This window comes from Iningainema tapete BLCC-T55 (genome assembly GCF_014698965.1).
Taxonomy (GTDB): domain Bacteria; phylum Cyanobacteriota; class Cyanobacteriia; order Cyanobacteriales; family Nostocaceae; genus Iningainema; species Iningainema tapete.
The window spans coordinates 28,226-52,876 of sequence record NZ_JACXAE010000119.1 but is presented as its reverse complement, the minus strand read 5'-3'; the positions used below and the strand labels follow the sequence as shown (position 1 = coordinate 52,876).

33 protein-coding genes and 1 pseudogene are annotated in these 24,651 nt (G+C 40.5%); 21 read left to right on the top strand and 13 right to left on the bottom strand.

Annotation, left to right across the window (positions count from 1 at the left end; genetic code table 11):
- Nucleotides 1-519 (top strand): WD40 domain-containing protein (locus tag ICL16_RS40045; RefSeq protein WP_190837342.1); only part of this gene is annotated, 519 nt, incomplete at its 5' end.
- A 249-nt stretch (nucleotides 520-768) separates the two neighbouring features.
- Here ICL16_RS40045 and ICL16_RS40040 read toward each other — a convergent pair.
- Together ICL16_RS40040 and ICL16_RS40035 are read right to left on the bottom strand one after the other, a co-directional pair.
- Nucleotides 769-1,002, bottom strand: coding sequence for a type II toxin-antitoxin system PemK/MazF family toxin (locus ICL16_RS40040; protein ID WP_190837340.1), 234 nt, complete (start codon nucleotides 1,000-1,002; stop codon nucleotides 769-771).
- A 13-nt stretch (nucleotides 1,003-1,015) separates the two neighbouring features.
- Nucleotides 1,016-1,267 carry a hypothetical protein gene (locus tag ICL16_RS40035; protein ID WP_190837337.1) on the bottom strand — a complete coding sequence of 84 codons (252 nt, stop codon included), beginning with the start codon at nucleotides 1,265-1,267 and terminating at the stop codon, nucleotides 1,016-1,018.
- Between the two features lie 325 nt (nucleotides 1,268-1,592).
- On the opposite strand from ICL16_RS40035, the gene ICL16_RS47965 reads away from it, so the two are divergent.
- The 4 genes from ICL16_RS47965 to ICL16_RS40020 all read left to right on the top strand — a co-directional run bounded on the left by ICL16_RS47965 (nucleotide 1,593) and on the right by ICL16_RS40020 (nucleotide 3,763).
- Nucleotides 1,593-1,697 (top strand): DUF6888 family protein, encoded by a 105-nt coding sequence (locus tag ICL16_RS47965; protein ID WP_420485334.1) that lies wholly within the window; start codon nucleotides 1,593-1,595, stop codon nucleotides 1,695-1,697.
- Nucleotides 1,694-1,909 carry a DUF6887 family protein gene (locus tag ICL16_RS40030; protein WP_190837335.1) on the top strand — a complete coding sequence of 72 codons (216 nt, stop codon included), beginning with the start codon at nucleotides 1,694-1,696 and terminating at the stop codon, nucleotides 1,907-1,909. Before ICL16_RS47965 ends, ICL16_RS40030 begins: the two co-directional genes overlap by 4 nt.
- Before the next feature lie 16 nt (nucleotides 1,910-1,925).
- Nucleotides 1,926-3,233, top strand: a complete 1,308-nt coding sequence (locus ICL16_RS40025) for an FAD-dependent oxidoreductase (RefSeq protein WP_190837333.1) — start codon at nucleotides 1,926-1,928, stop codon at nucleotides 3,231-3,233.
- Nucleotides 3,234-3,301: 68 nt separating this feature from the next.
- Nucleotides 3,302-3,763: a hypothetical protein gene (locus tag ICL16_RS40020; RefSeq protein WP_190837331.1), complete on the top strand. Its 462-nt coding sequence runs from the start codon at nucleotides 3,302-3,304 to the stop codon at nucleotides 3,761-3,763.
- 29 nt (nucleotides 3,764-3,792) lie between these two features.
- Here the strand turns inward: ICL16_RS40020 and ICL16_RS40015 are convergent, their stop codons facing one another.
- Both ICL16_RS40015 and ICL16_RS40010 read right to left on the bottom strand, forming a co-directional pair.
- Nucleotides 3,793-6,219: a bifunctional serine/threonine-protein kinase/ABC transporter substrate-binding protein gene (locus ICL16_RS40015; RefSeq protein ID WP_190837329.1), complete on the bottom strand. Its 2,427-nt coding sequence runs from the start codon at nucleotides 6,217-6,219 to the stop codon at nucleotides 3,793-3,795.
- 65 nt (nucleotides 6,220-6,284) lie between these two features.
- On the bottom strand, nucleotides 6,285-6,674 hold the full coding sequence (locus ICL16_RS40010) for a nuclear transport factor 2 family protein (RefSeq protein WP_190837327.1): 390 nt from the start codon (nucleotides 6,672-6,674) through the stop codon (nucleotides 6,285-6,287).
- Between the two features lie 154 nt (nucleotides 6,675-6,828).
- On the opposite strand from ICL16_RS40010, the gene ICL16_RS40005 reads away from it, so the two are divergent.
- The gene (locus ICL16_RS40005; RefSeq protein ID WP_190837325.1) at nucleotides 6,829-7,902 is read left to right on the top strand and encodes a serine/threonine-protein kinase; all 1,074 of its coding nucleotides are present in this window, start codon (nucleotides 6,829-6,831) and stop codon (nucleotides 7,900-7,902) included.
- A 52-nt stretch (nucleotides 7,903-7,954) separates the two neighbouring features.
- Here the strand turns inward: ICL16_RS40005 and ICL16_RS40000 are convergent, their stop codons facing one another.
- Nucleotides 7,955-8,197, bottom strand: a complete 243-nt coding sequence (locus ICL16_RS40000; RefSeq protein ID WP_190837323.1) for a hypothetical protein — start codon at nucleotides 8,195-8,197, stop codon at nucleotides 7,955-7,957.
- A gap of 250 nt (nucleotides 8,198-8,447) precedes the next feature.
- On the opposite strand from ICL16_RS40000, the gene ICL16_RS39995 reads away from it, so the two are divergent.
- The 3 genes from ICL16_RS39995 (at nucleotide 8,448) to ICL16_RS39985 (ending at nucleotide 9,508) form a co-directional block, all read left to right on the top strand.
- Nucleotides 8,448-8,651, top strand: a complete 204-nt coding sequence (locus tag ICL16_RS39995; RefSeq protein WP_190837321.1) for a hypothetical protein — start codon at nucleotides 8,448-8,450, stop codon at nucleotides 8,649-8,651.
- Nucleotides 8,652-8,828: 177 nt separating this feature from the next.
- Nucleotides 8,829-9,146: a hypothetical protein gene (locus ICL16_RS39990; protein ID WP_190837319.1), complete on the top strand. Its 318-nt coding sequence runs from the start codon at nucleotides 8,829-8,831 to the stop codon at nucleotides 9,144-9,146.
- A complete protein-coding gene (locus ICL16_RS39985) occupies nucleotides 9,143-9,508 on the top strand; it encodes an aspartyl protease (protein WP_190837317.1) in 366 nt (121 codons plus the stop codon). The genes ICL16_RS39990 and ICL16_RS39985 overlap by 4 nt, the downstream gene beginning before the upstream one ends.
- 84 nt (nucleotides 9,509-9,592) lie before the next feature.
- On the opposite strand, the gene ICL16_RS39980 is transcribed toward ICL16_RS39985, so the two are convergent.
- Genes ICL16_RS39980 through ICL16_RS39970 form a run of 3 tightly spaced genes read right to left on the bottom strand, consistent with a single transcriptional unit; the run spans nucleotide 9,593 to nucleotide 12,249 of the window.
- Nucleotides 9,593-10,897, bottom strand: a complete 1,305-nt coding sequence (locus ICL16_RS39980; protein ID WP_190837315.1) for a tetratricopeptide repeat protein — start codon at nucleotides 10,895-10,897, stop codon at nucleotides 9,593-9,595.
- A gap of 39 nt (nucleotides 10,898-10,936) precedes the next feature.
- Complete coding sequence (locus tag ICL16_RS39975; RefSeq protein WP_190837313.1) at nucleotides 10,937-11,344, bottom strand: hypothetical protein; 408 nt, start codon at nucleotides 11,342-11,344, stop codon at nucleotides 10,937-10,939.
- 2 nt (nucleotides 11,345-11,346) lie between these two features.
- Nucleotides 11,347-12,249: a hypothetical protein gene (locus tag ICL16_RS39970; protein WP_190837311.1), complete on the bottom strand. Its 903-nt coding sequence runs from the start codon at nucleotides 12,247-12,249 to the stop codon at nucleotides 11,347-11,349.
- 293 nt (nucleotides 12,250-12,542) lie between these two features.
- Here ICL16_RS39970 and ICL16_RS39965 point away from each other — a divergent pair, with 293 nt between their 5' ends.
- From ICL16_RS39965 to ICL16_RS39945, 5 genes are all read left to right on the top strand, one after another.
- Nucleotides 12,543-13,028: a helix-turn-helix transcriptional regulator gene (locus ICL16_RS39965; RefSeq protein ID WP_190837309.1), complete on the top strand. Its 486-nt coding sequence runs from the start codon at nucleotides 12,543-12,545 to the stop codon at nucleotides 13,026-13,028.
- 82 nt (nucleotides 13,029-13,110) lie between these two features.
- Nucleotides 13,111-13,335: a hypothetical protein gene (locus tag ICL16_RS39960; RefSeq protein WP_190837306.1), complete on the top strand. Its 225-nt coding sequence runs from the start codon at nucleotides 13,111-13,113 to the stop codon at nucleotides 13,333-13,335.
- Nucleotides 13,332-13,694 (top strand): type II toxin-antitoxin system PemK/MazF family toxin, encoded by a 363-nt coding sequence (locus ICL16_RS39955; RefSeq protein WP_190837304.1) that lies wholly within the window; start codon nucleotides 13,332-13,334, stop codon nucleotides 13,692-13,694. Before ICL16_RS39960 ends, ICL16_RS39955 begins: the two co-directional genes overlap by 4 nt.
- Before the next feature lie 105 nt (nucleotides 13,695-13,799).
- Nucleotides 13,800-14,183, top strand: coding sequence for a hypothetical protein (locus ICL16_RS39950; protein ID WP_190837303.1), 384 nt, complete (start codon nucleotides 13,800-13,802; stop codon nucleotides 14,181-14,183).
- A gap of 9 nt (nucleotides 14,184-14,192) precedes the next feature.
- On the top strand, nucleotides 14,193-15,821 hold the full coding sequence (locus ICL16_RS39945; RefSeq protein WP_190837301.1) for a caspase, EACC1-associated type: 1,629 nt from the start codon (nucleotides 14,193-14,195) through the stop codon (nucleotides 15,819-15,821).
- A 330-nt stretch (nucleotides 15,822-16,151) separates the two neighbouring features.
- Here the strand turns inward: ICL16_RS39945 and ICL16_RS39940 are convergent, their stop codons facing one another.
- Complete coding sequence (locus tag ICL16_RS39940) at nucleotides 16,152-16,829, bottom strand: hypothetical protein (protein ID WP_190837299.1); 678 nt, start codon at nucleotides 16,827-16,829, stop codon at nucleotides 16,152-16,154.
- Nucleotides 16,819-17,241 (bottom strand): hypothetical protein, encoded by a 423-nt coding sequence (locus ICL16_RS39935; protein ID WP_190837297.1) that lies wholly within the window; start codon nucleotides 17,239-17,241, stop codon nucleotides 16,819-16,821. The genes ICL16_RS39940 and ICL16_RS39935 overlap by 11 nt, the downstream gene beginning before the upstream one ends.
- Before the next feature lie 243 nt (nucleotides 17,242-17,484).
- On the opposite strand from ICL16_RS39935, the gene ICL16_RS39930 reads away from it, so the two are divergent.
- Complete coding sequence (locus ICL16_RS39930; RefSeq protein ID WP_190837294.1) at nucleotides 17,485-17,694, top strand: hypothetical protein; 210 nt, start codon at nucleotides 17,485-17,487, stop codon at nucleotides 17,692-17,694.
- Between the two features lie 66 nt (nucleotides 17,695-17,760).
- On the opposite strand, the gene ICL16_RS39925 is transcribed toward ICL16_RS39930, so the two are convergent.
- On the bottom strand, nucleotides 17,761-18,090 hold the full coding sequence (locus ICL16_RS39925) for a hypothetical protein (protein ID WP_190837292.1): 330 nt from the start codon (nucleotides 18,088-18,090) through the stop codon (nucleotides 17,761-17,763).
- Between the two features lie 109 nt (nucleotides 18,091-18,199).
- Here ICL16_RS39925 and ICL16_RS39920 point away from each other — a divergent pair, with 109 nt between their 5' ends.
- The 4 genes from ICL16_RS39920 (at nucleotide 18,200) to ICL16_RS39905 (ending at nucleotide 19,726) form a co-directional block, all read left to right on the top strand.
- Entirely contained in the window at nucleotides 18,200-18,409 is a 210-nt protein-coding gene (locus ICL16_RS39920) for a hypothetical protein (RefSeq protein ID WP_190837290.1), read from the top strand.
- Nucleotides 18,410-18,519: 110 nt separating this feature from the next.
- A complete protein-coding gene (locus tag ICL16_RS39915) occupies nucleotides 18,520-19,149 on the top strand; it encodes a type I restriction enzyme HsdR N-terminal domain-containing protein (protein WP_190837288.1) in 630 nt (209 codons plus the stop codon).
- A 23-nt stretch (nucleotides 19,150-19,172) separates the two neighbouring features.
- Nucleotides 19,173-19,502, top strand: coding sequence for a hypothetical protein (locus ICL16_RS45095; RefSeq protein WP_238361162.1), 330 nt, complete (start codon nucleotides 19,173-19,175; stop codon nucleotides 19,500-19,502).
- Nucleotides 19,487-19,726, top strand: coding sequence for a DUF2283 domain-containing protein (locus ICL16_RS39905; protein ID WP_190837286.1), 240 nt, complete (start codon nucleotides 19,487-19,489; stop codon nucleotides 19,724-19,726). Before ICL16_RS45095 ends, ICL16_RS39905 begins: the two co-directional genes overlap by 16 nt.
- A 134-nt stretch (nucleotides 19,727-19,860) precedes the next feature.
- On the opposite strand, the gene ICL16_RS39900 is transcribed toward ICL16_RS39905, so the two are convergent.
- Nucleotides 19,861-21,399, bottom strand: coding sequence for an SWIM zinc finger domain-containing protein (locus ICL16_RS39900; RefSeq protein WP_190837283.1), 1,539 nt, complete (start codon nucleotides 21,397-21,399; stop codon nucleotides 19,861-19,863).
- 163 nt (nucleotides 21,400-21,562) lie between these two features.
- A pseudogene (locus ICL16_RS47960) lies at nucleotides 21,563-21,727 on the bottom strand (transposase); the annotation flags it as partial.
- Between the two features lie 130 nt (nucleotides 21,728-21,857).
- Here ICL16_RS47960 and ICL16_RS39895 point away from each other — a divergent pair.
- On the top strand, nucleotides 21,858-23,183 hold the full coding sequence (locus tag ICL16_RS39895; protein WP_190837281.1) for an RNA-guided endonuclease InsQ/TnpB family protein: 1,326 nt from the start codon (nucleotides 21,858-21,860) through the stop codon (nucleotides 23,181-23,183).
- Nucleotides 23,184-23,206: 23 nt separating this feature from the next.
- On the top strand, nucleotides 23,207-24,634 hold the full coding sequence (gene lpdA, locus ICL16_RS39890) for a dihydrolipoyl dehydrogenase (protein ID WP_190837279.1): 1,428 nt from the start codon (nucleotides 23,207-23,209) through the stop codon (nucleotides 24,632-24,634).
- The last annotated feature ends 17 nt before the right edge of the window (nucleotides 24,635-24,651 follow it).

The window sequence follows — 24,651 nt, the reverse complement described above, 5'->3', positions numbered from 1 at the left end:
TGGCGCAGTGACGGGAATCTACTGCAAACCCTCAAAGGGCATACTAAAGCTGTCACAAACGTTAGCATTAGTCCGGACGGCAAGACCATCGCCTCTAGTAGTAGGGACGGTACTGTCAAACTCTGGCGCAGTGACGGGAATCTACTGCAAACCCTCAAAGGGCATACTAAAGCTGTCACAAACGTTAGCATTAGTCCGGAGAGCAAGACTATTGCCTCTGGTAGTGATGACGGTACTGTCAAACTCTGGAGCAGTGACGGGAAACTACTGCAAACCTTCAAAGGGCATACTAAAGCTGTCACAAGCGTCAGCATTAGTCCGGATAGCAAGACCATTGCCTCTGGTAGTGATGACGGTACTGTCAAACTCTGGAGCAGTGGTAGTGCAGATGGTAAAGTAATTTTGTGGAACCAGGATTTTGACGAGCTATTAGTACAAGGTTGCAATTGGTTGACTGATTACCTCGTCACTCATCCTGAAATACTCAAAGAGCTAAAGGCGTGCCAAGCGTCAGGTTGAAAAAGGAAAAGATTTAGCGCGACAGGGTGATGTTCCCCTTACAGTTGCTGCGTTCCAGAAAATATGGAAACTAGACCTCAGCTTCAACTTCTCTTAAAGAAACGCTTATCAGATGAAGGTACAATTATTGATACCTTACTCTTGGACTTCTTTTGGCTTCAACATTTGCCAAATTTCTGCATCAACCTGCGCTAAATATTGCAACTCTAACTCACCTATTTTCCGAATTATGCGCTTTCGGTCAATAGCTCACAGCTGAAACACCATTGCCACGGAAGGCTTGGTTAAACCATTCTGTTCCGATGGCTCAATCCTAACTGTAAACGGAAAACGCAATGCACCTAATGAAGACGTAATCGGAACAATCATCAACATAGGAGAATTTGCTACATCTGTTTGTACCGCAATTGCTGGACGATTGCCCTTTTCCTCTCGTTGATCTGACTCTGGCAAACCAACTAAGAGAACATCACCTCTATCCATCTAATTCTCTACCTCATGGGCAATCCGCTACCGCGTCAAATGATGCTAACGTCGCTTCCATTCTTAACCAGTCCTCATCACTTGCTGCTTCCCAAGCTGCAAACTCTTGAACTAATTCAGTAGGTACTTGCATAAGCACAGGTGTTAGCAGCGCTGTAATTTCGCCACTTATGGAAGATCCGTGTGCCTGTGCTTGTTGAACGATCGCTCTGTATAGCTCAATTGGCAACGTTATTTGAGTGTCAATCGTTTTAGCTGCTTCCATCGAATTGTAATTAAACCAGTTATCCGCATTATACAAAATTAATCAGCTAAAAAAGTACCATATTAAGAGCAATCAGCCATTTTAAATTCAAAATTGGTCAATTTTCTCTCCTCTTGGGGATTCATACCATCAGCTACCAGACAGGGTAGCGATCGCACATCGGTTAACCACGTTTATCTTCATGCTGGTACAATATAGAAAAGTTATATGGTATGCTGTATCAAGTTTTTGCTTTTTGTAGTAGTGATTACTCTTCCAACAGCAGACCAAAGATTATTTTGCATCATTCTCTGCCAGTCCTTGACAACTTTTTTACAAGCCCATAGTGTTGTTACGTCTGGGTGAGCGTACTGGTAATGTTTTTATTATCTCAGGCGAGGAACTTGAAATTGAACTTAGGCGCGATGGTAGATGGAGCTTCATAACATGAAACCTGATTTTAACAACATGAGTAAAGCTGAATTGCGAGCTTACATTGTTGCTCACCCAAACGATCAAGAAGCTTTTTATAAATTTGTTGACCGTTTTGCTGCTGATTCTGAAAATAGAGTATGGCATCCATTGCCAAAAACTCCAGAAGATTTTGCCAAGACACCACAGTTAATTCAAGAATACGTTAATAAGCTAGAATTAGGATTATAAATTCTTCGCGCTCAAAATGGTCAAGAAAGTAGTTATCGTGGGTGCAGGACCGAGCGGAGTACTTCTAGCTCACTATTTGTTGCGTCGTGACTCACAATACCAAATCGACATTTATGAGCGACGTGGTGATCCGCGAGTTGTTCCATTCTCAAAATCCCGCTCCTACCCTGTAGCACTTGGCGAAAGGGGAATGAACGCCTTGAGGAAAATCGAGGGTGTTGAAGAAGCCGTCAAGGCATTAAGTGTGGAGATGACGGGAACAGTTTTTCACCAAAAAAATGGGAAGAAGCGATTCACAAGTAGGAAGAAACCTCTCATTACCCTTGACAGGACTAATTTAGTAATTGCACTGTTAAAATTAACCGAAAAGTATGACAGCGAGCGCCTAAACATTCACTTCAACTATCAATGCACCCAAGTAGATTTTACGGCGCAGACAGTAAAAATTAAAAACCTTGCCGGACAGACACCAGCAGAACTCACTGTTAATTATGACCTATTAATTGGTGCAGATGGGGCGCGTTCAGTTGTTAGAGAGCATTTTCTCTCCACCAAACTGTTTGAGTTTGAACAGAAGTACGACAGAAATCATCGCAAATCGATTTTCCTTCCCCGCCCTGACGAAAACTCAGACATCCACCTGAAACAGAACAGTATCCACTCTTGGAGACTAGAGGACGGCACTGGTATATTGATGCTGCATCAGCCAGATGGGACGATGAATGGAGCCATCCGCTTTCCCCGCCAACAAAACATGATACTTAGTCTTTCTACAAAAGAAGAAGTACTCAAATTCTTTCAGGAGAATTTCCCAGAAATAGGCAAACTGATGCCAGAATCAGAGGCGGAAGCTTTTCTTGCTAGACCACTATCTACAGTTTTAACAATTCGCTGCAACCGCTACCACTACGGTAATAGTGTACTACTGATTGGAGACGCAGCGCATTCCGTATCACCTGCTATTGGTCAAGGTTGTAATGCGGCACTTGAAGATGTGTTCATATTTGATAACCTTTTGAATGAGTATTCTGACAATTTGGCAAAGGCTCTTGAGGAGTTTACTATTCGCCGCCTGCCAGATGCCCTTGCCTTGGTAGAGCTTGGTGAGAACGTGATTCCTTCATCCAAAGGATTAATTTTTGAGTTTATGTTGAGGCAGCGTCTTGGCAAAATTCTCCACCAAATATTTCCGCAATACTTTCCGTCATCTATCATAGAGATGATTTTTGAAACCTCAGTTCCTTATTCAGAAATTTTAAATTCATACCAAGGCTGGGTGTCAAAGGTAAAAAATTCAAATAAGGATTTATTTACAGCTTTTTAGAGATTTGTTCATTTATGATGGTAGACACAGGTGCTAAACTGTTTTAGTCGCTGCTTTAATTCTCGTTGTTGATGAAGACATTAGATGAAGCGCTGTCCCTAGAAATTAGCGATCGCATCAAAAGTAAGGCTAAAACTCCCTTTGACAATGCTCACAGAGCTGCATTGGCAATTAAAGGAACTTACGTGCAGGGTTTTTTGGTGATGAAAGGCAAGCCATACAAACCCGTGGAACACGGCTGGGTTGAGATTGACGATGTTATAGTTGATCCCACACTACCGCATTTGAAAAAAAATGCCCAGGAACTCTGGTATTTTCCGGCACACAGCCTTACTGTCAAGCAACTCAAAGCTATCATGGAAGAATCTCAGGAAGATTACCCAGAAGATGATCCGCTACCAATATATGGTGACGCACCTTATGAGTATTACGGTAATGTAATGTTGGGCGGTAAGGATTATTTGGCGGCTTATCAAGCAGCAGAGATTAAGTGCAAAGAAATCAACCAAAAACATGTTGAGAATAACTAAGAAACTCGGTTTTTATTCTCGACAAAATGTTACAGTTTCTGTTGGCAAGCACTTTCTAATTGTTTGTACTCCACAGGCACAAACATATAACCGTACTTAGAACATTGAGACGCAACAACTTTGACTAATTCTGCTAGGGGTTGTTGGCGATCGCCATTAGGGAGAAAACTAATTACCCCAGTAGCACCCTTTGCTCTAAAATTAGGGTTTGACAAAACTTTTTGCACTTCCAAACGATTAAGGTTAGGAGTTGTCTCTAAAACTTTAATCAAAGCTTGAGTCGCATCATAAGCTGAAGCAGTGCGGTAATTAAGTTCCTCCCCTTGCCATAAAGATTTAGCCACCAAAAGAAATTCTTTGTTAGAACTTGTCATTTCTATCCAAGGAATAGTCATAACCAGGCGGTTTACAGCTTCTTGCCCTACTAATAAAACATCTTGATGAGCAACACTATTTGCCCCCATAATCCAATTACGACCTTGATTAGCCTTAATCAACCTTAGAGCATTTAAGAAAGTGTAGCGATTAGTGCCACCATCGGTAATAATTACAAATGCAGTAGCTCCTTGTTTACGTGCTTCTTTAATAGCAGCACTTGCATTAAAAAAAGGATTGGATAAATCAAACTTTTGCTCAATAATTTCTCCGGAAATTGCCGTAAAACTACCGTAAAATTGCTCTTGAAAAGAGTTACTGAAATCACTGTGAGGATTAGAAAATACTGCGACTTTTTTCTGCCGAGCCTGATTAACAAGGTAATTTGCCAACTTTGAAGTCTTTACCCGCACAGTAGGTATAGTTCTGAAGAAAAATTTATCACCAGGGCGAGGAAGATTTGCTGAAGTACTGCCAGGAGACATCAACACCAACTGCCGTCTTTCAAAAATGTCCATTGTCGCCAGAGCAATTTCACTACTATTGTGACCAATAACTGCTAAAATATTTGATTGATTTGCCAAAGATTCTGCTACTTGCCTAGCTTGATTGGGATCGTTAGCATCATCTGCAATTAACACTTTAAAAACTGCCTTGGGATTCTTTTTTAACTCTTTCACCCTTTCATATTGTGCATGAGCAACTCCCTTAAGAAGTTCTGTTGCTATTTCTGGGCTGTTACTAATGGGAGCTATTGCAGCTATTGTTGGAGCATTAACTTTATTTACCTCAATTAATGCGTTATTAAGATAAATCAAAACTTCCGGATCTGATGGTTGCTTTTGACGTGCTATCTTAAGCTTCTCAACAGCTTTACTGTAATTACCGATTTTATAAGCTTCCGTACCTTCATTCTTTTCTACTTCTCCTGAATTGGCAATGAGAATTTCTTCGCCACAACTAAAACTATCTCCCGTAGACATGCTACTTAGCAATGGTTTTGCACAACCATTAATTACATTTAAATGTTTATATATTACCAACGTACTAGATAAAATAGCAAAAACACCTACCAAGGGAATAATCCTTTTTGATAATGGTTGAATAAATTGCTGTAATTTTGACTGCCTTGGTTGAATAATATTATGACTAGATTCAATTACAGTTGTATTAAAAGTAGTTTTTACTAATAAATTTTCTTGAAGTTCTGCTAATCTTTGGATAATTATTTTTGTATCTTGGGGACGATTTTCCGGCAATTCTGCCATGAGATCATCAATTAATTCTGCTATTGTAGGAGATATCTGTGCATTTTGTCGCCAATTGAGCAAATTTATATGATTAGTAAATGTTCTACCAGTTAACAAATAGACAAAAGTACGTCCTAAAGAAAAAAAATCAGATTGAAGTACAGCTTGACCTCTAAGTTGCTCTGGTGCAGTATATCCTGTTGAACAAACCCTTGTAATCTCTTGTTCTTCAAAATCTTCACTGTAAGTGAGTGTAATTTCTCTAGCAGTGCCAAAATCAATCAGTACCAGTGTACCATTAGGTCTGAGCATAATATTAGATGGTTTAATATCCCTGTGAATAATTTTATGCTCATGCACCTTTTCTAAAATTGTTGCCAGTTTTATCAACCATGCAACTGCTAATTCTTGACTAATTGGACTATTTTTTCTGCCTTGAATATACTCCTCTAAATTACTTCCATCAATTTTTTCCATTACTAAACAGTGTAATGGCTCTGGTTTTTGTCCAGCTTTAAAAATAAAATGCCCATCTCCTTTGGGAATTCCAGGATGATTTAGCTCCTGCAAAACTTTTGCTTCTCGCTCAAACAATTCAACTAACTTATTTTCCAATCTACTTATTGGTTTGAGAACTTTAAGCACTTTTGCAATTGGATATGCTTGTATAGTATCTATTACTTGATAAATATGCGTATATTTTCGTTCTTGCCAGTATCTAACTACTCGATAACGACCTTGTAATAGTAACTCTGAGCCACAGCTAAGACAAAAAAGCTCACTATCACCATTGTGAGGATTTTGACATGCAGGGTTTATGCAGTAACTCATACGCTGGCATCTAAGCTTGTGATGATCAATTATACCTTGCAAAATCGAGAATTCTCTGTGCAGCTTCAATTGGATTTACCATCGCTGCCAAAGTACTCCCGGTAGCTGCAAATTTTTTCTCCACGCACATCAAAAGAAACTGCTACCCGATTTTTGTAAGGTTGTCCTAACAACAGCCCTTCATCTCGAAATTCAAATACAACGGTTGTTTCGTTACTAGTAACGTTATCAAGGGAAGTCAACTTCAATCCTGGGCTAAAGCTTTCGTAAACATATTGGAAAAACTCTTTAGCTTTTTCTTTACCCACATTCAACCCGTGGTACTTTCCCATAGGGAACCAAAAGCTGAAGTCTTCCGTAAGCATATCTATAAATTGGTTCCAATCTCCTGTCGCTAAACCATGAGTGAAATGCTCAAATGCTTGGTAAGCAACTTTTAAAGTGTTGTCTGACATCAGGTTTTCATTAAATTTATCTAGTAAGTGCCTGTTTAAAACAAAAAATATACGTAAGTATTTAAAGAGGCTAGTGTATTTGAGTATCATTCAAATAAGAATAGCCCAAATGTTAAGCGTTGTGAAGGTTAGCTAGTAGGTTGAGATGTACCACATGAGCCAGTACCCTTTAATTGGAAAAACTCTCCGGAATCGCTACAAAGTTGTCACCTTACTAGGAAGCGGGGGATTTGGCAATACCTACAAAGCGGTAGATTTGGATTTACCTGGACAACCTTTGTGTGTAGTTAAACATCTTAAACCAAAAGGTTCAAGTCCCACTGTAATGCCCATTGCCAAAAGGCTATTTGAGAAAGAAGCCCAAACATTATATCGCTTAGGTAACGAAAACAATCAAATTCCTCAACTTTTCGCACATTTTGAAGAGAAGGAAGAATTCTATCTAGTTCAAGAATTTATAGATGGGCATGATTTAACGACAGAAATTACTTCCGGAGAGCCATTGAGTGAGAAAGTAGTTTTCAGTATACTTAAAGACATTTTAGAAGTTTTAGCGTTTGTTCATCAAAATAACGTCATCCATCGGGACATTAAACCACAAAATTTAAGAAGACGGCGCAAAGACGAAAAAATTGTGCTGATTGACTTTGGCGCAGTTAAAGAAATTGGTGCTTTATCAGTGAATACTCAGGGACAAACAACTCAAACAGTTGCGATCGGCACTCCAGGTTACATGCCTAGCGAACAACAAGCTTTTCATGCCCATTTTAGTAGCGATATCTACGCAGTTGGGATGATTGGTATTCAAGCTTTAACCGGGTTAGATCCTCACAAACTCACGCGAGATTTCCGCACAGGAGAGTTTAATTGTAGTAATTTGAGTGAGTGCGCCAACGTTAATCCGGGTTTAGTCGAAATCTTAGACACGATGGTGCGCTATGATTATCGTCAGCGTTACAAAGACGCTACTGTTGCTCTTGAAGCCCTCCAGCAACTACAACCTTTTGTATCATTTACAGAAAAAAAGGAAATCTTTCACACAGAGTTAGTTAAGCATGGTGTAGGATACCAAAAAGCAGATCAAGCTGCTTGGATTTTAGCTTCAGGAAAGCCAGATGAGCTTTTGACCGATGAAGAAATACAACTTGTCACAGAAGTTTGTCAAGAATGGTCAAGACAACACAAACGCTTAACTTCTATTTTGAAAGATTATAGGCGATTTGAGTAAGAGCAACTTTTGCAGTAGTTGATTAGGCGATCGCATACCCAATCTTAACTCTTCACTGCTGATATTTACATAATTCCTCTTCAAACAAAGCCCATTCATAACGTTTGGCGTTGTTTTGATATTGGCGTAACTCTCTGGGATAATGTACGCATTTCCCAACGTACAGCCACTTATTCCATAATCGCCTAATCTCTGTGATTTTAATGACAACTTTATGGTAGATTACATCCTTGCGTGAAACTTCTACCAGTTGTCCTTTTTTGTACAACGGTTTAGTATCAATTGCAACAATCATTTCTTCTCACCTTTTTTAATCATAAAGAGGACGTGCGATCGCGCAAAGCTCCCGTTTATCCTCATGCAGAAAAATCCCACCCTACAGGTGGGAGTGATGATCTATTTGGTACAATTGTACTATATAGAATTTACCCATAACCAACAAGTATGCACTTTTTTCATCACCTTATAGGTATAATTCCCAAGCTAGATGCAGTTTCTGCTAGTGAAAGTAAATTGAGAAATAAAAATATACGAGGAGTGCCGCCATGACAGGACAAAACCAACCTACTAAGGATCAACAAGCTTCACCATATTACGATCCGAAACCATCTCCAGCTTCAAATGCTCAAGATTATGGTCAGAATAATCCTTATAAATACACTTTAGACTATCTGTCTCTCTACATTTCTCTTGCTGTTTTAGTAGTTCTCTTGTTTGCCACAGCTTATTATTACAAGTTTTTGCACTAGTATATTCCTGAAATTGAGCTAGCAATTAATAATTAAACCCCAGTCACAACAGTACTGGGGCTTTTTTATGAGTAATTTTTAGGGCGATTGTACTTAAGTTATAATATGAAAATTAGCTGCTTAAAGTTGAGTCCAATCGACTTAAAATCAAATCATATCTGACAGATAGGACACAACATGACTCAGCTATCTAATAATCGCACTCCGCGACGGGGCAGAGTATTCCCAGAACGCCAATTATCAAAAGAAGAGATAGCCAGACGTAAAGCTGAAAGTGACGCTTTTGCTCAACGCTGTCATGTAATTTTTGATAGAGTTCAACCAGAACTTATTCAAGATCACTATGACTGGTTCATCATCATTGAGCCAGAGAGTGGGGATTATGTCATAGATCCGGATGATACCGTTGCAAGACAAAAGGCGGATGAGAAATTTGGTAATTCCATAAGTCTCATAATGCGAATCAATGAGACTGGAGCTTGCGGCAGAATATGATTTCAGGTGAGTTCAACAGTAAGGGAGAGTTAATTTTTGAAATAAGTTTGATTGCTGCTGATGATGATGTTATTCCAGTGAAACCGCTTCTAGATACAGGTTTCACTGGTTGGTTAGCGATTGACACCCAAGATGCGGAAAGTCTTGGGTGGTTGCTTTTGAGTCAGAAGCAGCAGATGCGGACAGCACGGGGGGAAGCAAGGTTTAATATTTATCAAGGAAAAGTACTTCTGGATGAACAGGAGTACATAATCCTAGTTTTAGGTGGAAATGAACTTCCAGAAATTATCTTAGGTGTAAATTGGCTGCAAATAAAGCGACTGGTGGCAGATTTTTCAGCGTCCGTTTTAACGCTGGGGTAAGGGCGATCGCCACAAGCGTAATCAGTTAGCTCGCCCATTGTCTAGCACTATTTGCATCTAGTACCGCTTTCCACCCACAGACTACTAAAACACTCGTGTTTGCCACCAAGGAGTATCTTTAATTTCTTGCTGAAGAGTTCTGACTTCGCGTTGAAGAGTTTGAACTTCATCCAGCATAGATTCTTTAGAAAAAATATCTATTGCTTTTTGAAAATCAGCTATTGCTTTCTTTTTATCTCCATTGTTTCTATAGATAGAACCCCGTTGAACATAAGCATCAGCATAGTTGGGGTCAATTTTAATGACTTGGTTGTAGTCTGCGATAGCTTCCCGTCTGTTTCCCTTCTCAATATAAACACAACCTCGCATAAAGAATGCATCAGCACAATTTGGTTCTATCTTGATCACTTGGGTAAAGTCTACTATAGCGCTATCGTAATTTTCTAAAGATGCATAGGCATATCCTCGTCTAAAGTAACCATCGCTGTGTTCGGGAACAATCTTGATGGCTTGAGTTAAGTCTACTACTGCACCGCTATAATTCTGTAGTGCAATATAAGCCTCAGCACGATGACGATAGGCGTTATAATCTTGAGGCTGAATTTTGATGAATTGAGTGAAATCTACAACAGCATCTTGGTAATTTTCTAAATCAAAGTAGACACAGCCTCGAAGCAAGTAGGCTTCAACACAGTCAGGGTTTATTTTAATAACTTGAGTATAGTTTGCAACTGCGCTCTCATAATCTTCTAGTTCAAGGTATATTCTTCCCCGCTTAAAGTAAATGTCAGTATCACTTGGTTCTAACCTAATAGTTTGGGTATAGTCGGAAATTGCCCCCTCATAATCGCCCTGTGCAGTTAAAATATGCCCTCGATTCCGATAAGCATCAACATAGTCAGGATCAAGCTTGATAGTTTGGGTGTAGTCGGCGATCGCTCCTTGACGGTTGCCTGTATCAGAGCGGATACAGCCCCTTAAGAAATAGGCATCGGCATGTTGAGGATTAATTGTAATAGCTTGAGTGAAATCTTCAACAGCTTCTTTATATTGTCGGTTTTGAAGTCTCTCTACTCCTCGATTGAAAAAGTCCTCATCGCTCTTGAAGACATCTATAATTCCTCCAATTCCCTTTGCTACATTTCCAAAAACAGATCCAATGCCCTTAGCTGCATTCTTAACTGCTGCCTCCCCTCCTGCACCAGCAAATACACCCCCAGCAAGAAGTAAAGGAACAGCTAAAGGGAGACTAGTAACACCCAGAGCTACACCAGCCGCTAGTGCTGCACCTCCTCCTAAAATAGACCCCGTTGAATTTTCTTTGGCAAAATCATTGTCAGAAAGATCATGAGCTGCTCCAAGAGCGGATTCCACAGTTTCCCAACTCATTTTAATTACCTATCTTTGTTCTCTTTCAAATAAAGTGCTTCAAAACGTCCATTCATGGTCAGGATCATCAAGGGCTGCTCTAACTGATGTCAAATCAGCGAGGTCTTTGAACGGGCTGGATTTGGCTATTTCTGTAATTGAATGTAGGGCTAAAGTTAACTGGTTGTTATCACCAGTTGCTATTGCCAGATCGACTTTTTCAAACAGAAAGCGAAAATTATTGGCACGTTCATTAAACGAGCTTTCAAGATACTTGATCAGAGCATCGCGATTAGCTTTAATCTGGGCAATTGTTGTTTTTTCCCAAGCTTCGATACCACGCCGCTTTGTCCGTTCTTCTTCTGCAACTATCTTGTACTCGCTGTAAGCTTCAACAACAGCGCGTAAGCATTGAGTAGCATCTACTCCAGCGCCCAATACTTCTACAGGAACTTTTTTTGCCGTCATGTCTATTTACCTGGTAGATTGCGGTATTTCTCTAGAACGGTTACAGTGCCAAGGTTCAGCTTCCCTTCACTATTTAACACTGGAGTTTTCAAAATTTCTACAAGTCCCTTGATAAGAATTGCTAGCTGTTGAAATTTTTCAGCATCCTTTTTGGAATCAAAAGTTTGAGATTCAAGTTTGTTCAAACTTTCAATAGCGCGAGTGTTAAGAGATTCAAACACACCTCTCAACTCAATAATCCGCTGTTTAACTTTTTGCGAACAGTCTTTGGCAGCGTTAATTTCAGTAATCGCTTTATTGACTTTGGCTTCATACTCCTGCGCCTTTGTCATGGCTTTCTCGCCTTCACGAGCTGCAAAAAAGCCCCCTATTGCCAAAGCTGGTAAAACAGTAATACCGCCTAGTACCGCAGCACCAACAGCCATACCGCCGCCACCAGCAGCGATCGCGCCACCGCCAAACCATGCCAGCATTGCATTCGTAGCTGCGGCTCCACTGAGGCTTGAGATAGCTGTTCCAGTGCTTGCTACTCCTATTGAGGTAGCAACAGTGATAGCACCGCCATAACCTGCTGCTGCTGCTCCAGCCGCTTTAGCACCAGCCATAAAATATTGTTCTGCTCCTATAGCCGCCGCTTTGTACTCTTCAATCTGCTGAACGGAAAAATCCATTCCCTCTAAAAGTCGCTTCTCACTTTCAGAAGCCTTTCTACCAGTGCGCTCAAGGAAGTCAACAAAGCGCTTAATTGTATCTTTTATAACACTAAGTTGGAGTTCTCCATACTCTTCTGCCAATTTGTTTGTGGCTGCTTCCTCTTTTTTCAACTGTTCGAGAGCACGTTCAGATCGCTCTTGAGCAGCTTTGGCAAGTTCATTGGCTTTTTGACCAGGGTAAAAAGAAACCATCAAATACTCCTTTGTATAATTTTTATCACTCTAATAAATGCTAGTTAAGCAAGCTTAACTAGGTGCAGTAGTGGTCGCGCTAGCTTTATCATCGCTACTTACTAATCAAGGCTTTTTAATCAACTGAGCGCCACTCTCTAACGACATTTTGTAGATAGTGCTTTTAACGTAATTTTACGCATTTATTTTTTTTAGAGTTATTAATCATACTAAACTAGTTTTAACTAGCCATCCCTTAACAAACGTTAGGAAGCAGGTTAGGATTGCGTTAGGAATTTTCAACGTACCCGACAATGGCTTATACTGACGAGCAGTTCGCCCAAGCTGCAAACAACTGGGACTTAGAAACGCTATACACAGACCTCGCATCCGCAAAGGGAAAGCGCCTGACACCAGTTGAGAAACTACACTTGCGCGGGTTGCTTTATGGTTACAGTCCGGCTGAAATAGCAGCAAGGCTAAATAAGAACGTCAAAGGAGTTGAAGTTGACCTTTGTAATACTTTGTATAAGTATGTTAAAAGCCTAATAGATAAAGGCGATGAAAAAGTAGAAAACTGGAGAAATATTACAGAATGGCTTGAAGAAGCAGGATATAAAACTCACTTATCTAATCAAGTTCAATTAAGTGATGAGTCACTAGTAGAGTTATTAGTAAAGAAAGCTAATATAAGTTTTGATAACAATAAAATAATAGTTGACCTTAACCTGAGAATAGTAGCAGCTTCACCAACAGATGCCCCAATAATAGAGGACTTTAACACCAACGGCAAGGGTTAATATTTAGCCAAATGTGTATTTGACACAGTGCCGCACTAAGAAAACACACTTCAGGTTAGGATGAGGGACAGGAGGGTTTACTATGCTAACTACTGCTCAAGAAATTTATACGCAAATTATTTGTAATTTATCAGCGACTGAGCGACTACGCTTGGCAACTCTTATCCTTAACGATCTGGTTCAGCAAAATTTTTCTGTGATTGACCAAAGTGATACTTGGACTGAGCAAGATCAACTTGATATAACGAACTTTTCCTTACAGTACGCAGCTACGCTTTTCCCAAACGAGGAGATATTTGACGAGTGACATTCAATCCTGGTGATGTGCTGACAGTTGATTTTCCTGGTGTCACTGGCGTTAAACGTCGCCCTGCTGTAGCTCTGTCATCAGCCACTTATCACGTAACTCGTCCTGATCTGATAGTTGGACTGATCACTACTCAGACAACTGCTCTAGGTACTACTGACTATGTATTGCAAGATTGGGCTGAAGCAGGTTTACGAGTTGCATCTGTTTTCCGCAGTTTCATCGTTACTCTACCACCCTCGGCTAATTTAGTACTTATTGGGCATCTATCAGAACGTGATTGGAGGAGTGTTCGTGCGTGTGTAAAACTAGCCCTTGTAGATTTGGATGACCCATCAGATACTCTGGATTCACTGTAGGATGTATCTTAAAGGCTTTGCCTTGAAAATTCCGGAATTGAAAACGATCGCATTGATCTCATAACTGTAGAATTTTCATAAGTGTAAATACTATATTTTTCTTTTATGACAGATACATCCAACGTTAAACTAACCATTACCTTTATTAACCCAGACTTGGATGATGAAGAAAAAGATGAGGAAGTGCAGAAGCTTCAGGCGCAAATGAAGGAACTGGCGGAGGTGGAAGAAGTTAACCGGGTGTCCGATCCTAATCCACCAACCAGAAGCAAAGGGTTTGTCAGCTTTTTGACAGGACTGTTGATGGCTGAGGTGAGTCCGGCAAATATTAAAAAATTGTTTGGGTTTTTGAGCGAACGACTGGGTAACAAACCAATTAAGATCGCAGTGAAGGCTCCTGACGGTAGGGAAATCACCGTAGAAGCAAGTAGTAAAGAAGAGTTTGATTTTGCTATGCAAAAAGCCTTGGATTTTCTCAACAACAATTAGGGTAGCAAAATGGCGAAAGTTGCTTTGCTAATTGGAGTGAGTGAGTATGAAGAAGGTTTGAGCTTACTACCTGCGGCTATCAAAGATGTTGATGCCGTGCAGCGAGTTTTGCAGCATCCAGAAATGGGAGGATTTGCCTCTTTTGATATCACAGTGCTGAAAAATCCCGAACGGCAAAAGATGGAAGAGGCGATCGAGAAGTTGTTCTCTAATCGTAAAAAAGATGACTTTGTAGTACTGTATTTTTCCGGTCATGGTATTAAAGATGACAGAGGCAGGCTTTACTTGGCAACTCGCCTAACACGCAAAAACTCTCAGGGAGAACTGGTGAGAACTACAGCTGTGGCTGCCAACTTGGTACATGAGGTAATGGAAAATAGCCGCTCTCGACAACAGGTAATTATTCTTGACTGTTGCTTCAGTGGAGCGTTTGCCGAAGGTATGAGGGCGAAGGATGATGGCAGCCTGGATATTAATAATCAACTATTAAAGACTAAAAATCAAGAGGAAGTAGAAGGACGTGCAGTTCTCACTTCTTCTACTGCTATTGAGTATTCTTTTGAACAACAGGGGTCAGACTTATCCGTTTATACACGCTATCTTGTGGAAGGAATCGAGAAAGGTGCTGCGGATACTGACAACGATGGTGTGATTTCGGTGGATGAACTGCATGAGTATGCCCGCAAGAAAGTGCAGGAAGCAGCACCTGCGATGAAGCCGGGGATTTTTGCCGTGAGAGAAGGTTACAAAATTCAGTTAGCGAAAGCTCCTATAGGCGATCCAAAAGTGGAGTATCGTAAGGAAGTAGAGCGGTGCATTCAAAATGGTCAAGTTTCCCGTGTAAGTCGTCGTTTTTTGAAGCGTCGGCACAGTGAACTGGGTTTGTCGCAGCAAGAGGCTACCCAAATTGAGAATGAAGTTTTAGAGCCTTTGCGCAAATATCAGGAGAATCTTCAGGAATACGAAGAAGCACTGATAGAGGCTTATGAGGATGAAGAAGGCACTCTTAGCCATCACACACAAGAGGTTTTGAAACGGTTACAGCAAAGTTTGCAACTCAGAGATGAAGACATTGCCCCAATTGAGTTGCGGTTGTTGATCCCCCCAACCCCCCGAGATTCGGGGGGCACGTCGTTGTCGCGAGAGGCGGGGACGGTTTTAATACCTGAACCCTCTACTACCGAAGATGACCTTAGTTCTGAAAAAGGTGTAGACTACACTAAACTGCGCGACTTGCTAGCAGCTGGAAAGTGGCAAGAAGCTGATTATGAAACTTATTTAGTGATGCTTCAAGCTGTAGGTCGTAAGGAACATGATTGGATTAGGGAAGAAGAACTCTTGAATTTTCCCTGCACCGATCTGCGCACAATAGACAAATTATGGGTAAAATATAGTAATGGGCGCTTTGGATTCAGCATTCAAAAGAAAATATACTTAGAAGTCAGCGGAAAGCTAGATGGCAAATACGATTCAGAAACCTGGTCAAAATTTGCCGAAGGCGTGGGGTGGAAAATGGAAGGAGAGGAGAAAAATGTAACATATGATACCTCAGCACCAAAGGGACACCTCCCCGTAGGTGGTTTTATGGGTTTTATGGAGGGGGTTTTCTTCTCTCGCATCGAGACTTGTAAAGATTAGCATTTAAGCTGTTTAGAATTTTGTCAAGATTTATTACAGCTACTCTTTCTACGATACAATCAGCGTTTGAGAGATCCATACCTGCTACTGAAGGGTGAAAACAGTTTGCCTAATAAATTTTTCTGCTACTTAATGTACTTCTGTAAGTTCAGATACCTTCTGGTTATCCCAAGGTAAACTCATTTGCCCTAGTGACTTTTTCGTCTTTCCTTTAATCGTCATTCCTGCTAGTAAGCGACTACCCCAGTGATTCCTTTTTTCTGGTTTTGGTTGCGCCTGAAACGTTTTCCATCATTGGCTCGTAAGCGATGGTGAGAGGAGTAGCATGGCTTAAATTCCGTATCTTGCTTTAACATCTTTAAAGTTACTTTGAAAAGCGTACCTCAGCCTATTGATATCATTCCGCGAACCTGGAGTAACGTTATGCTCCCACTTTAGACGGCGAATGGTTAGTAACTTAGCAACTGATACACTTGAGGTATTGGAAACAAAGTAGCAATCTCCTTCAACTTGTAACTCAGAAGCTAAACCAATAAAAGACCGAGCTAAATCAAGATTCAATTCTGATTCATAATGCTTGCACTCTACAGCAATAATCACCTTAGAACAGTCCGGTTCACGTCTGGTGGTTCGACAAACATGAGCCTCATCTTGATAAAGAACACAGACATCGCACTCATGGGCTACCTGAGAAATTCCCTGAACCCTTACCCCTACATGAACTTCTAACAATGGAGTTCCAAAAAATTCTAGTATTGCATGGGTGTAGGGTTCATCGGTAGCATAAATTTGACCTGGGCTGCGGCGAAACTGAAAAGACTGCGGTGTATTTCCAAAAGCATCTAAGAAAGAAATCGAAGCTCCTTCATTTTTAGCAGCACTGAGAATAATATTAAAGATGTATTCTTCATAAATATCTGAAGTCTTACTTTCATCAGTAAATGCATGCTGAATGCTTCCGGCAAGGCGACTTCTAATTCCTTGCTTTAATCTAGCATCAATCGACATGAGCTAGAGCATCCCGACGCAGTTTTTCAAGCAATTCTTTTAACGCATCGGCGTTTTCTTTCCGGGAATGGACAATAGAGGGACTATAATCACGCACCGTTTCCTGCCTACCATCTGAACGAATAATTTTTGGCTCCAAGTTTTGTGCAATTAAGAACTCAGAAATTTCTGTTTCCATCGCCGCAGTTTCCACTAAAGCTCGTTCTATTGCATCAATTAGGAGAAAGAGTTTTTCTTGTTCAGTATAGAGTTTTGTTTCCAAATGAGAATGTTTTTGACCGTTTTGATGCACTACAACTGTTTTTCCTCCCTTGATGACATCAGCAACCTGAAGTGCTAACCACCCTAATTCAAACTCATTGAGGATTTCCACAAGTTCTTGATATGCTACCGCACACTGAAGTTCATCCATAGGTTTCTTCTACTCAGATCAATTTGATTGGGTTTAATCTTCTATCAACTATTATCACTTTACTTATTATTACAAATTTTTGCCCTAGCGGCAAAAGTTAAAGTGAGCCAGCACTAATTAATGATTAAACCCCAAATGACCTAATACTCCGTCTTGAAAATTTTGAGGTAATTTGCTGTGGTAACAATATAGCGATCGCATCGAATATGCTAAAAATATAATTACAACCTACAAGTAGACATCATGACTGTACATAATCAAACCATCGCTAAAATTTATCTTCTTCCAGAGCCTTTGATTGACGAGGTAAATGATTTTATTGATTTCTTACTGTGGAAGCACAAAGATAATATTACTGAGTCATTGGAGATGGTTGACTCAGATTTTTCTAACTACCTAACAAATTTAGAAGACTATGAAAATCGTTTGGATCGTGGGGAAATTAAGTGGTAGAGATTATACGAGGAGATGTTGTTCCTTGCGCTCTAAATACAGTTGATTTATAATTACCAATCCCGCTCAGACGCTTTCAAGGCTTAATATGTACCTTGCTTTAGTTTTAAGAATGTTGAGTTGGTCAACCTGTGCTAATAAACTATCTAAAGTGGCAGTTTCATCAACCGATAGTTGATTTTCCGCATTTCGCGCTAGCAAATCGTCTAATTGAGCTTGAGCTTTTAGAGACAACATACTTTCTGCTAAGGCTTGCAGTTCATCTAAGCTTAAGCCAGTTAAGAGTTCCGCATCCTCTACTGATGCGTTTGTTAACTGATAGTAAGTTTGTAAATCCAACAGTACACCGACTCTCTCTCCCTGTTGGTTTGTAATGTACTGTACTGTTTCTGACATGGCTTATTTTGGCAATGTACTCAAATTTATAGTAACCTATTAGAAACTCGTCCGACTCCCCTCACTCATAGTATCCTAAACATAAAATTGCAATCAACAGGTAGACCTCATGAGTGTACATGACCAAACCATCTCTAAGATTCGTATTCTTCCAGAATACCTGGTTCAGGAAGTAAGTGATTTTATAGATACCTTGCTATTGAAGCATTACAGTCATCACTTTACTGAGTGCCAAGAAATTGTTGAGTCAGATTATGACTACCTAATTAATTTGGAAGACTATGAGAATCGTTTGGCTCGTGGGGAAATTAAGTGGTAGAGATTACACGAGGAGATTTTATTCGGACATAGTTTACTTAGGCAATTTACTCAAATTTATTGTAACTCCTATACTAGAAATACAGCAGCAAGTTCTCTATTCTGCAAGCAATGGCTCAAATTATCCAAGCAAGCGAACTGACACTGAGTGAGGTTGAAGATCAATTCAACCTCCGTCAAGTATTTAACGATCCAAACTTCTTTTTAGAATGGCAGGATAATTTGCCAGAACTAAATCAATCAGAAATTGAAGCTTTAGATAGAGTTAAGACAGAGTTTCTTTATCTCAATAAATATCCGCTGTTAGAAGACTTGGTAAAAATGGTGGTGCTGTCACCCTTGCTGTCATTAGCAGGATTTTACCGCGCCCCTATTCGTCCAGTTTTGGAAAAACGGGTAGATGTAGCGTTGCAAAATGAAAATAAGACGGTTTGGGGACGAGTTGATATTTTGGTATTGCAGCGACAAGTTTGGATAGCAGTTATTGAGTCTAAACAAGCAGGATTTTCCCTCAAAGATGCCATCGCCCAAGCCTTATTTTACATGATAGCTAATCTTAATACTGAGCAACCAACCTTTGGGTTAGTAACCAATGGCAGTCATTTTCTCTTCATCAAACTTTTACATAATCAGCCACCTCAGTATGCTTTTTCCACTGAATTCTCTCTGTTTCGTCCGGACAATGAGCTATACTGGGTTTTAAGGGTTTTAAAGAGATTTGCTAAATTGATATCAAGTTAGGTGAAAAGAAAAGTAGAAAAACTGTGATAGTTCGATTCTTTTGTCCGTATCTAGACAGCGAAATAGAGCTATCAGAGGAACGAGAAAGACACATTTTGAACCGACACCCTGATATGCCTACAACATATCATGAAATAATGGCTGATACCTTAGCCGATCCCGATGAGGTTCGATGTGATCTAAGATTTGAGAATACACTTTTGTTTTCACGCTGGTATCCTACCCTCCGCAAGGGAAAGCATATAGTGGTAGCAGTAGTTACAGATACCGTTCCTCAAGAACGCAACTGGATTGTAACCGCCTACATTGCTCGCAAGGTAACTCAAGGAGAAGTGATATGGACGCGAAATTAAGTTTTGAATACGACAGTGAAGGAGATATTCTATATATTAATAAATGTTTACCATATCCTGAGCAAGAATCAGAAGAAATTGAATATGGAGTTGTGGCTCGTTTCCACCCTTCTACAAATGAAATAGAAAATTTAGAAATTTTGTTTTTCTCAAAGCGTTTATCAGAGAAAACATTGTTTGAACTACCCGTTATTGCTGATTTGCGTCTTGCTGCAGCCATTTAAATACAGGTAATTCAAAACATAATTTTCCATATAAATATGTAGTTCTCTAAAGAGAACTTTAGGTATTAGCCTGCGATTTGAATCGCAGGCGATGAACAGGGGGAAGGACTAAAGTCCTTACTACGAACAAGAGATTATTGCATATCCCGTTGCTTGAATAATCCCATTAGTTTATACTTACGACCATGTGTTTGCACTAACTTTTCCCGATATGTTGCCCAATCTGCTTTTCTCCCAGATTCCAAGTAGGCAGCGCGTGCTTTTTTTAACCATTCAACTGCGTTGTCATAATGTTCGGCTTTACCCCCATCCATAATTGATTCGGCACGGCGACGGGCATTTGCAATTACCCAATCGGGGTTGTGAGATATGGCAGCATCCATTACACTGTGAATTAACTGGGAACTGTAAGAACTAAGTTCAGAAACGATCGCGATCGCATCCTCAATTAACCCCTCATGCAAGAAAATTGCCACCTTCGCCTCGTCGCATCCCCAACCTTTGTAGGTGCGCAGTATTTGTAACAAGTCTGTTTTTACACTTGCCCAATTTTCTCCAGCTAATTCCTCTATCTTCTGGTAATCGGTAAAAGAGGGTTTGGCAGCGAAAGCAGCAATTTTAGCAGATAGCGCAGCTTGTTTATCTCCCAACTCAACAGCTAAATCACTTGTCCAAGTTCCCAAATCGTACTGACAATTCCCTTCTAACTTCAACCCAGTTTGAGCAATTTGCAGTGCTTGCGCCAAAGCCCCCTGTTCTTGTAATGTTTTAGCTAGGGCAAAAGCTTCATTCATCGAAGTCATTTGGGTTTGTGCTGCATTCATTGCTTCCTCAACCCGACCTAAACGACCTAACATTGTGAGATACTGCTTAGTCTGCCCTTCTGCTTCTGCCAAATACAGGTATTCTTGGTAACGCTCATCACTTTCGAGAATCTTCAACCGAATCAAAGCCAAATCATCAGCGTAATCTGGGGGTTCTCCTTCCCAAGCTCCTTGTTTTGTCACATTACCTTGAAGAACCCGCACCAGAGGTGGATAATCCCAACCTTGGCGCAAAGCCTCCAAAGCCATTTCAAAATTAGCACTCCACTCATCCTGCCATGCTTCTAAATTCTCTTCGAGATCGAGTTTTTCCTCCTCTGTAAATTCGGTGGTGAGGATAGCCTCACACCAAGCACTATTCAATGCCTCGACAATCTCCTCATTCTCAGCACCGTAGTCAGCTACATCATCCCAATTTTCTACACAGGCTTGGGTAATCGCTGCCAAAATAATCAAGGCATTATTTCCATCTCCCCGTTCGCTAAAATCTACAGCAGTTTGAATTATACTTAGTATTTCTTCGCTAACAGGATCTTCATCATATCCATCTTCCCAAGAGCGCACTGCATCCCGCAGAATTTGTCGTACCTGTTTTTGGTAAGGAGTCGGATCGACTGTTGTGCGACGGACTGATGGAGACTGTTTCTTGCTTGATGTTGAATGTGGTGTTATGTTATACGATTGTTGAGATGAATCTCGATCAGGGATGGAAATAACGAATTGTTCAATCTCCTCCTTGAGTTCAGGATGGTTTGCTACTAGTTCTTGCACTAACCTTTGGTTTTGTAAATGATCTAGACGATCCAGTAGTTTTTCTAAAGTGGGACACTGCTCGTTGGTGTTAGCCATAGGGAGATAGCCTCATCATTGTGTTTACAACTTACCCCTAGTATGCAAAAATTTTACATTAAGTTTGGATGCATAGGTTTACTCTTGGCAAAAAACGCAAAAGTAGTAACGAAACCTTAAAATTAAGAAACTTCCACTGATTGTACGGTCAGTTATAAGAAAATATTGCAATAATCTTCCACCGATTTTCATTACAAACATCACAGATAATTTCCTGCAATCTTTCTGCTATTTTCTTTCTGCGTTTTGGTTAAAAAACAAAATGGTAGTTTAACAACGATACCGCGTTACCTTCATGCCTATATTTGTTGGGATAAAATTTAGCCATATTCCGGAAATTATAGCTGTCAAATTGTATATATATATGGTAGATTAAAATACATAAACTAACAACAGTAAGGGGGGTAATTACACTGGGTACGAAGAAATCTAAAATAGATAAAAAAGATAAGCTTTTAATGGGTATTCAGCAAAACTTAATATATTGTGATGGGGATACAAAAGCAATTCTGACTTTTCTCTGCGAGCAATCTAATAGTTTGTACAACTGTGGTGTGTATTGGGCACGTCAAATATTTTTCAAGACGGGTAGGATAATTTCTAAATTTGACCCCGTGTATGAAGTAGGGAACAATATACACGCCCAAGTAATGCCATCTGTGCCTGCACAGCAAACGTTGTTAAGTGTTTCTGAGGCATTTAAATCGTTTAGGAAGTTGCGTGACTTATTTTTTAAGGGTGAGCTAAATCAAAAGCCAAAAGCACCCGATTACCGGGCATCTGGAGGTATGTACAAAGTTGCATATCCTAATACTGGTGCTGGTAGACCTACTATGGTAGATGGTTTGATTCGTTTTCCTTTGGGATTACAAATTAACCGTTGGTTCAAGGTTAAGGAATTCTTCTTACCGTTACCAACTAACCTTGATTTTAAAAAAATTAAGGAATTTACAATACTGCCTAAAAATGGTGAATTTTACCTTGAGTGCAGTTATGAAGTAGAACCAGTAACAGTTAAATTAGATATTGACCAAGCTTTGTCAATTGACCTTGGTACATCTGCTAATTTAATGGCTTGCGTTGATACCTTTGGTAATTCCTTCTTGGTTGATTCAAAACAAGCCAAGTCAATGAATCAACTCTACAACAAGCGAGTTGCTAATCATAAAGAAGGTAAGACCCAGAAATATTGGGATAATTTTCTAGATAAAATTACTCGCAAGCGCAATCATCAGATGAGAGACATGGTTAACAAAGCCGCAAGGATTGCTGTTAATCATTGTTTAACTCATGGAATAGGAACTATTGTTGTTGGTTGGAATGAAGGGATAAAAGATGGTTCTGACATGGGCAAAAAAAGCAATCAGCAATTTGTCCAGATGCCATTAGCAAAGCTCAAAGAACGTATTAAACAACTGTGTACTTTGTACGGTATTCGCTACATTGAAACGGAAGAAGCTAACACTTCTTGCGCTTCGTATCTAGATGGTGACTCCCTGCCCGAACATGGCAAAAAGCCAGACGGGTGGAAAGCGTCTGGTAGGAGAATTAAACGCGGTTTGTATCGTACACAAAATGGTAGTTTAGTGAACGCCGACATCCAAGCGGCTGCAAATATACTTAGAAAAGTAGCGATGAACTTAGGCATTAACCTGAGCAGAATCGGTAGACGGTGCTTGACAACCGTAGGTAGAATTAGAATTTGGAAAACCAGAACTAATTCTTTAGCGAAAGAATCCCCTCGGCTGTCTTCCAGGGGAGTTAGTCAAAAGAAGAATATATAGATGAAGCACACGGGGAAACTAACGTGAGTCAAGAATTTGATTACGACTTAGTGATTATCGGCGCAGGAGTAGGCGGACATGGCGCTGCTTTACATGCCGTTAGTTGTGGTCTAAAAACAGCTATTATTGAAGCAGCGGACATGGGTGGTACATGTGTCAACCGAGGCTGCATTCCTTCTAAGGCGCTACTGGCAGCTTCTGGACGTGTGCGGGAGTTAAAAGATGCCCACCACCTCAAATCGTTGGGAATTCAACTGGGTAGTGTAGAATTTGATAGAGTTGCGATCGCTAACCATGCCCTCAATCTCGTCGCGAAAATTCAAGGCGACTTAACCAACAGCCTCAAACGTCTCAAAGTAGATATTATCCGGGGTCGTGGTAAAATAGCTGGAATACAAAAAGTCAGTGTTACCACAGAGGGGGGCGAAAAAGCTATCACAGCTAAAGACATCATTCTTTCCCCTGGTTCCGTTCCTTTTGTTCCTCCAGGTATTGAAGTAGATGGCAAAACTGTCTTTACCAGTGACCAAGGTGTAAAGTTAGAATGGCTACCAGACTGGGTAGCAATTATTGGTAGTGGCTACATCGGCTTGGAATTTTCCGATGTATACTCAGCTTTAGGCTGTGAAATCACCATGATTGAAGCTTTAGATCAGCTGATGCCAGGATTCGATCGCGATATTGCCAAACTAGCCGAACGAGTACTAATTACTCCCCGCGATATTGAAACCCGTGTGGGAATATACGCTAGGAAAGTCATTCCCGGAACACCCGTAGTCATTGAATTAGCCGACTTCAAAACGAAAGAATTCGTAGATGTACTAGAAGTAGACGCTTGCTTGGTTGCTACAGGACGTATCCCCGCAACACAAAACCTTGGTTTAGAATCTGTAGGTGTAGAACTGGATAGACGCAACTTCATCCCAGTTAACGACACTATGGCAGTACTGTCAGCAGGTGAAACAGTACCTCATCTCTGGGCAATTGGTGATGCCAACGGTAAGATGATGCTAGCCCACGCTGCTTCTGCCCAAGGTATCGTAGCAGTGGAAAATATTTGTGGAAGACACAGAGAAGTAGACTATCACAGCATCCCTGCAGCAGCTTTTACTCATCCAGAAATTAGTTATGTAGGTATGACTGAAGCAGCCGCCAAGGAAAAAGGTAGTGCCGAAGGATTTTCTGTAGCCGCGACGAAAACTTACTTCAAAGGAAACTCCAAAGCACTTGCAGAAGGTGAAGCTGATGGTATGGCAAAGGTAGTGTATCGTACTGACACAGGTGAAGTTTTGGGAGTCCACATTTTTGGCATCCACGCTTCCGACTTAATTCACGAAGCATCTGCAGCTATCGCCAACCGTCAAACAGTTCACAAACTCGCTCATCTAGTCCACGCCCATCCTACACTATCCGAAGTACTGGATGAAGCGTACAAGCGAGCGATCGCCTAAAACGTAGAGACGCCCCG